Annotated in this window: 13 protein-coding genes; 5 read left to right on the forward strand and 8 right to left on the reverse strand. The window is 48.5% G+C overall.

Going from position 1 to position 9,121, the window contains the following annotated elements:
• Nucleotides 1–469: 469 nt before the first annotated feature.
• The 3 genes from DL239_RS02485 to DL239_RS02495 form a co-directional block, all read right to left on the reverse strand.
• Nucleotides 470–1,054: a VPLPA-CTERM sorting domain-containing protein gene (locus DL239_RS02485; RefSeq protein ID WP_167681884.1), complete on the reverse strand. Its 585-nt coding sequence runs from the start codon at nucleotides 1,052–1,054 to the stop codon at nucleotides 470–472.
• A 474-nt stretch (nucleotides 1,055–1,528) separates the two neighbouring features.
• The gene (locus DL239_RS02490) at nucleotides 1,529–1,855 is read right to left on the reverse strand and encodes a DUF1330 domain-containing protein (RefSeq protein WP_167681886.1); all 327 of its coding nucleotides are present in this window, start codon (nucleotides 1,853–1,855) and stop codon (nucleotides 1,529–1,531) included.
• Between the two features lie 224 nt (nucleotides 1,856–2,079).
• Complete coding sequence (locus DL239_RS02495) at nucleotides 2,080–2,379, reverse strand: hypothetical protein (protein WP_167681889.1); 300 nt, start codon at nucleotides 2,377–2,379, stop codon at nucleotides 2,080–2,082.
• A gap of 100 nt (nucleotides 2,380–2,479) precedes the next feature.
• Here DL239_RS02495 and DL239_RS02500 point away from each other — a divergent pair, with 100 nt between their 5' ends.
• Nucleotides 2,480–2,626, forward strand: a complete 147-nt coding sequence (locus tag DL239_RS02500) for a hypothetical protein (RefSeq protein ID WP_167681890.1) — start codon at nucleotides 2,480–2,482, stop codon at nucleotides 2,624–2,626.
• Nucleotides 2,627–2,701: 75 nt separating this feature from the next.
• On the opposite strand, the gene DL239_RS02505 is transcribed toward DL239_RS02500, so the two are convergent.
• Nucleotides 2,702–3,160: a hypothetical protein gene (locus DL239_RS02505; protein WP_167681892.1), complete on the reverse strand. Its 459-nt coding sequence runs from the start codon at nucleotides 3,158–3,160 to the stop codon at nucleotides 2,702–2,704.
• Between the two features lie 575 nt (nucleotides 3,161–3,735).
• Between DL239_RS02505 and DL239_RS02510 the strand changes: the two genes are divergently transcribed.
• Nucleotides 3,736–4,002: a hypothetical protein gene (locus DL239_RS02510; RefSeq protein WP_167681894.1), complete on the forward strand. Its 267-nt coding sequence runs from the start codon at nucleotides 3,736–3,738 to the stop codon at nucleotides 4,000–4,002.
• A gap of 206 nt (nucleotides 4,003–4,208) precedes the next feature.
• Here the strand turns inward: DL239_RS02510 and DL239_RS02515 are convergent, their stop codons facing one another.
• Complete coding sequence (locus DL239_RS02515) at nucleotides 4,209–4,694, reverse strand: hypothetical protein (protein ID WP_167681896.1); 486 nt, start codon at nucleotides 4,692–4,694, stop codon at nucleotides 4,209–4,211.
• A 1,000-nt stretch (nucleotides 4,695–5,694) separates the two neighbouring features.
• On the opposite strand from DL239_RS02515, the gene DL239_RS02520 reads away from it, so the two are divergent.
• Together DL239_RS02520 and DL239_RS21890 are read left to right on the forward strand one after the other, a co-directional pair.
• Nucleotides 5,695–6,117 (forward strand): hypothetical protein, encoded by a 423-nt coding sequence (locus DL239_RS02520; RefSeq protein ID WP_167681898.1) that lies wholly within the window; start codon nucleotides 5,695–5,697, stop codon nucleotides 6,115–6,117.
• On the forward strand, nucleotides 6,114–6,443 hold the full coding sequence (locus tag DL239_RS21890; protein WP_167681900.1) for a DUF2085 domain-containing protein: 330 nt from the start codon (nucleotides 6,114–6,116) through the stop codon (nucleotides 6,441–6,443). The genes DL239_RS02520 and DL239_RS21890 overlap by 4 nt, the downstream gene beginning before the upstream one ends.
• A gap of 126 nt (nucleotides 6,444–6,569) precedes the next feature.
• Here DL239_RS21890 and DL239_RS02530 read toward each other — a convergent pair whose 3' ends face one another.
• From DL239_RS02530 to DL239_RS02540, 3 genes are read right to left on the reverse strand one after another with little or no spacing between them, the layout of a single operon-like run.
• Nucleotides 6,570–6,986 carry a hypothetical protein gene (locus tag DL239_RS02530; RefSeq protein WP_206188308.1) on the reverse strand — a complete coding sequence of 139 codons (417 nt, stop codon included), beginning with the start codon at nucleotides 6,984–6,986 and terminating at the stop codon, nucleotides 6,570–6,572.
• Nucleotides 6,987–7,004: 18 nt separating this feature from the next.
• Nucleotides 7,005–7,448: a hypothetical protein gene (locus DL239_RS02535; protein WP_167681905.1), complete on the reverse strand. Its 444-nt coding sequence runs from the start codon at nucleotides 7,446–7,448 to the stop codon at nucleotides 7,005–7,007.
• A 41-nt stretch (nucleotides 7,449–7,489) separates the two neighbouring features.
• On the reverse strand, nucleotides 7,490–7,681 hold the full coding sequence (locus DL239_RS02540) for a hypothetical protein (protein ID WP_167681907.1): 192 nt from the start codon (nucleotides 7,679–7,681) through the stop codon (nucleotides 7,490–7,492).
• 631 nt (nucleotides 7,682–8,312) lie between these two features.
• On the opposite strand from DL239_RS02540, the gene DL239_RS21605 reads away from it, so the two are divergent.
• The gene (locus DL239_RS21605) at nucleotides 8,313–8,954 is read left to right on the forward strand and encodes a VPLPA-CTERM sorting domain-containing protein (protein WP_240931663.1); all 642 of its coding nucleotides are present in this window, start codon (nucleotides 8,313–8,315) and stop codon (nucleotides 8,952–8,954) included.
• The last annotated feature ends 167 nt before the right edge of the window (nucleotides 8,955–9,121 follow it).

A 9,121-nucleotide genomic window follows, 5' to 3' on the forward strand; every position in this document is an offset into this window, starting at 1 on the left:
ATCGCTCAACAACCTATCTACCAACCATGAAAGTTCGAGATTACCCGCTACCCACAGTCGAGATATGCTGCGACCACTGCGGACGCCACGGTCGGTATCGGAAGGAACGATTTGTTGAACTTGTTGGCGGGGAAACCGAACTCCCGACAGCCCTGAAAATCATCGCAAGTGACTGCCCCATTGAAGGAGTGACCCTAGATAACATGCATGGCAAGTGCAGACCCTATTACGCCCAGAACTGGTGGAGCAAATAGGCCTCCTTATCTGGACTTTCTATTTAGCCTGAATATTGGGACTCCTCCAGCACCGTCCGCCATCAACAAATGCATGATCTAGGTTGAAAAACACTCCCGTCGCGTAACATTGCCTTCTGGCGTTCTATTTTGGGAATGTCAGGTCAAATATTTTTTCAGCCGTAAACGAAAAGCGCCCTGCAAATGCAGGGCGCTTTTAGAAATGTCGGTTTATATTAGATGTGGCGGCGTTTACGCATAAAACCTAGTGCGCCGAGGCCAGCTAGAAGCAGGGGAAGACCGGCTGGAAGTGGAACGGCTGAGACACGAACCATAGTTACGCCTCCATATGAATGTGGATTGTTCGACCAATTCCCAACCCATCCGCCGTAACCACAGTTAATCCCAAAACAAAACGCTGTGTTAGTGTCCCCAAAGTAACCGAGAGTAGAAGAACCAAAAGTCACACCTAAATGACTTATAATATTGGCTTCTTGAGCTGTGTTCGTTCCAGCGTCGACAATACTTGAGCTGGTATTGCCATTCCAAGTGGAGCCAAAAGCGGACAGCAACGCAGTGACCTGAGCGGAGTTAGCATAGGCAAAACCGTAACTAGAGTGAGCCGCCACTGCGCTGGAGATGGTCTGACCATCAGATCGCGATAGATTAAGGAATTCAAGAACTGTGCCGCTGTCATCAATTCGAGTAAGGTCATCTGTCGAAAAAAGGGTTCCGGACTCCATGAGCGTCGCAGACGACGCAGGGCCAATGGACCCGACCATCAGCACCGCAGCAACGGCACCTACAAATAACTTTTTCATACTTCATCCCATCTAAATCGAAACAGCCTTCACTAAATGTTGAATAAAAGGTTAGAATTCTCGGTGTCAAGCTACATGTGTTTGAAATGGTTGAATGTTAAAAGGCTGTTTCCAGGCTAAGCTTAAAGTTTGTGTAGAAGCCTTATTGTATTTCAATGGCGGACTAACGGATCTGCTCCCGATGTTTCCCAAGTAGCTTATGATTCGAGATGATGTGGGCTCGTCGGACCTTTTTTTGGCAAAGTAATGTCTGGCTGGCTTGGTAATTTGGCTCATAAAGTCGAACAACCGCAAATGCCAGAAATCTCATCACTCTCTGCTCCTTTACTGGACGGATCGAATTTACCGCCTACCCTTCCTAGAACCCGCCTTCAGCAGCGGGGCCGCGGCCTGCTACAGGCACATCCCCCTTGCGGCGGGCCGCACTCCTTTGTTGGACTGATCTCAGATTTCAAGGTTTCCATTGCTCTAAATCTAACTCTGAAAGTAACCCGATTTCACAACATCCTCTGTCTCTGAGTGACCAGGCATCACAGTCGCGAAACCCTCAATAATTTTATCTCGGAAAATGGCAAACTCCGCCATTTCAGGTGAGTGATAGAATTCCAAAGCGGCAGCAAAGCTCTCAAACTTGTAGACCACCATATTGGAATAGCTCGTAGAGCCTTTTAGTGCCTTGACCGGGCTGGAAATTAATAACTCAGCACCATATTTTTCAACAATGGGAAGCGACATTGGGCCAAGTTCGCCAACCCGTGATCTGTCGATGATGTTATAGTGATGAAGAACATATCCGGCCATGTTTCAGCTCCCCTTTGCGTTTAGACATTCAAAGCGGCATGACTATGGGCAGATCATACGCATTGGCAAGGCCCGCTTATCAACTTCTCGGCGGGCCTCCTTTGATGGACTACTAAGCGCGAACCTGAATGTTCCGCTCTCGCAGGCACGGAAGTTCTCAGCCCTGTGTAATTAAACAAGTCTACCCCAGGCGGCCCAAGCAGTTCTGGACCTGCCAACCTAATTCACCACATGACATCAATAATTCTGCCGTCACTATGCTGACACACACCCACTCCACCTACAGACGTAAAACCGGAACTATCAGCATAGGTCATATTGCATCGCATAGTTGAATTTTTATCGCCAAATAGAGTTGCAACAATCTTTCCGCTAGTTGTTGAGAAAACAGCTGAGTTGAAATTCGAATCAAATCCATAACCAGATCGAGAGTCAGCGAAAACAGCCTTCCCTTTGAAGGTTTCTTCATCGACTATTGCGGTATAGCTGTCATGGCTCACACCTTGTTCGTATTGAAATTGCACTCTTGTGCCCTCCCCCCGAACGACCCCCTGCATTGTTCCCTCGCAACCAGAGAGTGCAAGCATAATCACTAAGGGAACTGCCGGAAAAAAATTTGGCATAATGGATCTTCTCGTTGTTAATTGGTTGCTGGAAACCTCTCTTCATTTGGAAACATTTGCAAGGCTCAACCAGTATGGAGGCATTATTTTCAATGCCTCCTTTGTTGGACTTCCTCATCCTGATAAACCAGACATCAATAAAGCATAGTCGTTGAGCCCAACTCGAACATCTCGTTTGAGGGCATCCTTCTCACCGGTTACGTTATGAAGATCAAGATCGATGTCACATTTGACTGGCCATGGCCTGAATTGCCTCGATGACGCGCCGATTCAGATTGTTACCTGCATTGCCAACAAACGTATTCACACTCTTTAGAATAAAGCGGCCAGCGAACTCATCTACAAACGCTACCGATTGCACGCTGACATTAATTGAGCCGCCGCATAATCCGCTTCCGTCGCGCGAAGCACCGACACCAATCCAAAAAATAAAATTTGGCGGCTGTGGAGACGGCAGATCTGCCACAACGTTATAACCCTTGATGCGCAGCTTCTCTTCTGCGTACTCACGCGCTTCTTTCAAATTGGTCCAACATGCTCCGGTCGCGGTGTCGCCAAGACTAATTTGGATCGCCCTAATCGCTTCTGGGTTTAGACCTCTATCGGTTGCAGTGATGCTTTCCTGCCCGCAGCTCGAGCTGGCTACCACACTCAGCGCAAGAGCGCCAAAGAGTGTATTCATATTAGTGTTCCCTCCGCAGCTGGACACGTTTCAAATTTGCACTACTCTACTTTAAGTCGGCATTCCCGTGGCGGCAACGGCGATCCGCGACCATTCTATCCCGGAAAACTGGCGCGGATCGCTCCTTTGCTGGACACAAATCACTTTTGTTCTAAACTACACGCAATCTGCCCTTCGAGAGAGAGGCGGACAGCGGCCCGTGTCCTGTCCCCTCAGGCCTTCGGCGCGGGTCGCTCCTTTGCTGGATTGCCGGATCAGGGCTCTACGCTCCCAACCCAATTCAGGCCCCGCTGAACAAAGCCTAGAAAAGCTACCTTGGGGTAGCCTACTTTTTGACACCCCTGTTAAATAACTTCCAAAGCAAAAAAACAAAAAGCGCCAGGATAATAACCCCAGGCAAACCGATATTGTTAAGCACTTCAATTTCTCCTTTGTTGGACACACCTTACCCACCTGCTGAGATCGCGCAAAGCCTGATTTGAGCTTAACCTTCCAGTAGTCGCTTGAAACTTAACGATCCCCTTGCTACCGATCTCTGCATTAGAGATTTTAATTCGACGGCTTTGGAGTATTCGATGATGATGTTCACAAAATGGGGCCGAATTCTAGCCGTGCTGGCCGTTCTGCTTGGCGTTCTTCGCATCACAATGGCGGTCACGGTTCTTCTGTCGGAGGATCCTGCTCGCGCAGCAAGTTATTTATTAGGTTCTAAATCTACTGGCCAAGCTCTCGATCAAGGCATTTACACAATAGTCTTTGGTGTTTTGGTTGGTGTGCTGACGGACATTAGCAGGTCACTCATTTCGTTTCGTGAAGCCACTCTGAAAGACAGCGCTGAATGATTTAACTGTTGGCGGAGAAAAACGCCCACGCGGCCTCCTTTTTTGGACTCTCAGTTTGTTGAAGCCCACGCACGACATCAGGCAACCACGAGATCATAAAGTAGACAGCGAAAGCCCAAAGCGCCGAGGTCCACCAGAACTCCAAAAGCAGAAATACAACCGCCGGTACAGTTGCCAGTAGCTTCAGGCTCTTCAATAGCCTCCTACTACTGTTTCTGCTTGTTGACAGCTGAGACACCTCGCCCGTCAAACTTCTTACCACATTTATCCGCCACGCGTTGACCGACAGCCTTAAACAAAACACCGGCAAGATCCTGAAGCGCATCGTCTCGCGGAACCTTACGAATTCCACCCTTGAAGTATCTATCGCGAGTAAACGTTTCCGTATCTTCTATCAAGGTCAACACTTCACGTTGTTCCTCAGAAAGTTCCAGTCCCAGAGAACAGCAGTGAGATCCAATAGCGTCGACTTTGTGAGAAAAAGTCTTTCTAATCTCGCTCTCCGGCATATTCTGTAAGAGCAAAAAAGCCTTCAGATACAATTCTATCGCCATGACAAACAACTGACGTCTTGGTAAGTCTGGAAGATAACTAGTTTCCCTCGCATCCTCCAACGGAAGTCGCAATGCGGAGGCCTCATAGCTGCGCCCAACATTTACATAACCGATTGCTGGATCATGAATATCACCCATATCAGGACCCTTATTTGGACTAATCTAAACCGCCGAGTAACTCATTTGGAAACCTAGGGTATTTCTCACAGCGACAATGTTCCCACTTGCGACTTCCCACACATATGGCTTTACCTCCAGCCCCTGCGCAGTAGTGCAGATATAGACAGATCTCCCTGTCAGTTGGAGTGATGACACGTCGGTCCTTGTTAATTTGAGAAACTAGTAATTCTTGTTCTGGTGTCAGCACTGGCTGCCCTCTACTTCCTTTGCTGTAATGTGACCAATATTGCGCAAAGAACCGTCAACTCAGCCGATTTATTTTCTCCTGCGCAGATCCAATATGCTTCGTCACGAACATCAAGAACCGGTATGGGAGTACCCTCGGCACGCGAAATCTGCCCAACGGCCATTAAGCCAACCAATAAGGCACAATACCTGGACACTTTGCTAACCATAACGTTCTCCTTAACTGATCTCGTTGTTATCCCAGTCTCGCTCCTCATGCAGATGTGAACAATCCTGACAGAGCAGCCGAGTAGGAAACCCTCGCTCAATGACGACGATACCGGATAGAAAGCGCTTTTCGCAATTTTGGCAAACCCGGACGTCCTGCTCTATGAAAGGCAGCACCGGATTTGACCGGCGATTGTAATACGGCATAAGGTCAACTCGCTCCTTTGTTGGACTCATCATACCCTATTTCTACGACCGCGTTATAACCGCATAAAGCCCAAACTTCACATTCGTCATAGCGTCGCGAACGGCCGCGTCTCCGCTCGGGTCAGAATCGCAGAAATACCTGCGGAATTTTGACTTTGGTTTTTCACTGCAAGAAACCCCTAGAGACCGGCCACTCTGTACTTTGGCTCTTTATTACCTGTCAGCTTTTACTGCGTTCACAGACGTTGGAGAATGGCGCTTCACATCGTTCAGAAAGATACAATTGGTCTACAGACCGAAACTCTACTGACATACACGTAATAATGTACTAAAAGCGGGAAAACTGGGGATTTATTTAATGTGGATTTGGATCATCGGTGCAGTAGTCGTATGCTGTATCATTGCTGGTGTTGCACAAGCATCAGAGGACGACGAAAAGAAAAAACTTGCGGCGAAACGGCCTGATGCATTCGTCCGCCTTTTTTCAGAAGAATTTCCAGACTTTTCAGGCAACATAACTTTTGCCAAAGCCGAGGCAGCTATCAAGAAATGGGATGAAGCTATAGTTTCATACGATTTCACTAAGCACCAAAAATTGTTCGATAAGACAAAGTTTAAGAACGTTGATTCCGCCAATCAGGCTATGAGCTACTTAATCAATTGTGTCGCAAAAGAGATATCTATCGAGTTCGTTGAGTATATTCAAAAAAATTCAATGGAAGCGTCCTATGCAGCCATGCGCCGTGCAATGGACTCGTCCCTCACGCTTGCAGAGCAATGAGGCTTCGCGGATTACGAAAACCGCTTTGCAATGGAAGGCTACATACAGCGCCGCAGCTTTTTGGCATTACGTTTCCACTATGTTGGCGCTGCTCAACGATCGCTGCTTCAGTTTGTGCTATGCAGATTATTTTGGGCGCGACCTTTGCTATGCATTGGGGATACGGTATTCTTGGCGCAAGCATGGTTCTTCTTGGGGCGTTTGACGGGTATAAATCCTACTTCACGCGGCGAGGGACAACAAACTTTAATAGAGCCATATTTGGTTTGATTACCGGTGTTGGATTGTTCTTAGTTGCTATTTCGCTGCCACATTTTTCCTTTTGAAGCTTGTCTGCAGCTCGAGCGCAAGCCAAAATCCAAAGGTGGTGCGAGTTTTTTAACTCGAGCAATAGATGCCATTGGTATTTTGCACCGAAAGGGCAATTTGTCCAAACAGTCGACATTGGCTCCTTAGTTGGATACTACACCCTGCACCAAACCCGCCCTGTCCTTTTGATCCTTGTCATGAGGAAAAACCACATCAACATCGAACGATAGACGTGAGACAGATTCAGTTTTTGCGACTGTTTTCCCATCAACTGATGCCGCAAAAACCCAAATTTTCGCGGAAGCCCCTGCTCCCTCTTCTGTATCGCTAGCGGCACTTACGGCGACGTCGAATTTCAATGTCGTCCTGGGAGCTACAAATTCCTCCGGCTTCCTCCCAATAACAGGCCCCCGCCGATCAGAACCAGTTACCTCTGCCTTTCCAGCTTTATGAGCACCAGGATTCACCAGCCCGCCCATAGATTTCAGCTTGTCGTCCGCTTCCCTTATTCCTTCAGCAATATCCACAATAGCTTCTCTGATAAATTCTTTTAGTTCCAAGATCGTGACCCCCATACATTACGTTCTGTACTGTCGCATCTGAGCGTTTTTCAATTGACGCAAATGCTCTTTCCAAAGCGGCGCCAGGTCATCACCCGGCCTAAACTCTCGGCGCATGTCGTGGACATAAAGCAACGCCTCGCCCCTATGAATATCCTCAATCGTAGATTGCGCATGTTTCTGTGAAAAGCCAACACAGAGCGGATTCGCGAAAAAAACTTCATCTTCGGACACCTTGGAATCACGATAAACACGCAACAGAACATCACGGTTGGGCAGCTTTGACGGCCAATTGGTGGTCCGAATTTTGCGTACATCATCACGGAATATGTCGCGCGAGATTTGCGGCTTTTCCTCTAAGCCAGGAAGCCCCCAATCACGGGCGCCGGCCAATTGATCGTCCTCACTTGGCAAGTAAGGGTGCAGCGTAATGACTGCAGCTTTTGGATGAATTCGGGACATTTTTTCTACAACCCTTTTCGCAAAATGCTTTTTCTACATCATCAATTTTCTTCGGATTCACTGCGCTCAGGCAGCGCACCCCGCTCTTTCAAAAATTCTTTGATTGCAACATCAACCGCCCGTGCGAACTTCACTTCAAAGTCCTGCGCTTTGCACCATTTCTCCATCGCATCAACCAGTTCGGGATCGAGCGAGAGATTCTTTGGTTTGCGAGTTCGTTTTGCCATTTCCATGCTTAAGCACAATGCGTGCGTTAGCGCAAATGTCAACTAGTGTGCGCACACACGTTGACACATGCTTACATGTGTGCGCACATTTAACCAAATTCCAACAACCACCCGGAGGCCGGAATGTCCGACCAACCCAACACCTCAGAGCTGCCTCCTTGCCGGTGCAAAACAAACGTTTGCGGCGACCTGGGCGAGTGCCTTTTGTGTGATGCGATCAGCGGAGAAAAATGCAGGAAGCCTGATTGGGTGCCGAGTGATGAATTTGTTGCGCGCCTCTCAAGGCTGGCAGAGCAGGTAGAGCATGTGTGCCCCCACTGCGGTCATGACAACCGTCGCGATAAAGAACTAGACGACCGTCGGAATATGGATCGAGCAAAATCATTGGGCCAAAAAATCGTTGAGATTGACACCCAACTTGCCCTGAAACCCGAATAGTCCAACTAACCCCGACTTTATTGTTCTCAAAACCGCAACAGTTTGTTCTCTGAAATTACGGCGAGAATTTGTTTAAATGAGTATCACATCTTTACGGACGGTAAAAAACTGCATATCACGTTACATAAATAATGTTTAATTGGTGCAGAAATTCCGTCAACGGAGCATCCCTTTGATGGAACTTTGATTGGGGAATGAAATGAACAAAATCCTTAAAACTACCAAAGCGATAGCGCTTGGCGCAGTTACTACGGCGTTTTTGGCTTCTTCCGCCTACGCTGCAACGGTCGGAAGCGCTGCGACAGGCTCCGCCAGTGTGGGGGGGTTCGTGATGAACGGCGGCCAAGCCATGGTGGACGTTTCAAACGGTGCTTACACGAGCGTCCCTGGAGACACGTCACCTGAGTCGACTTGGGTATGGGATGAAGCTGGGTCGCAAAGCGTTAACACCACGAATACTTTCGTTTGGACCTTTGACTTGACCGGCTATGACCTGACCACTGCTGTCCTTACAGGTTTGTGGGGTGTTGACAACTTCGGAACAGCTTCATTGAACGGTGCTGTCATTGGCACCATCGATTTTGGTTTCGACGCATTCCAAACTCTTGAAGCTGTCAGTGATGGCACAAATACCCCAGTGTTCGTAGCGGGAATCAACACGCTTTCGTTCTCTGCCACGAACGGTTACCAAAGTGGCTCTGGCAACCCGGGCCCCGGGGCATTTCGCACCGGAGTAACGGTGACAGCTGACGTGTCTCCAGTCCCGCTGCCTGCCGCCGGACTGCTTCTTATCGGAGCACTAGGCGGATTAGGCCTGATGCGGCGTCGCAAGAAATCCTAACTTCGTAATCCACCCAATCGACGTTGAAGCGCTCGCCTTTTGGCGGGCGTTTTATTTTGTCCGGAAAAGGCCGGTCAGACCAACTGATTGACGATTTTCCGGATTTGCCGCAGGGCATCTTGCACTTCTGAATCTGTTGCAACGTCAGGGAAACCCCCTTCACGCAA

It is taken from the genome of Parasedimentitalea denitrificans (genome assembly GCF_011813015.1).
Classification (GTDB): domain Bacteria; phylum Pseudomonadota; class Alphaproteobacteria; order Rhodobacterales; family Rhodobacteraceae; genus Parasedimentitalea; species Parasedimentitalea denitrificans.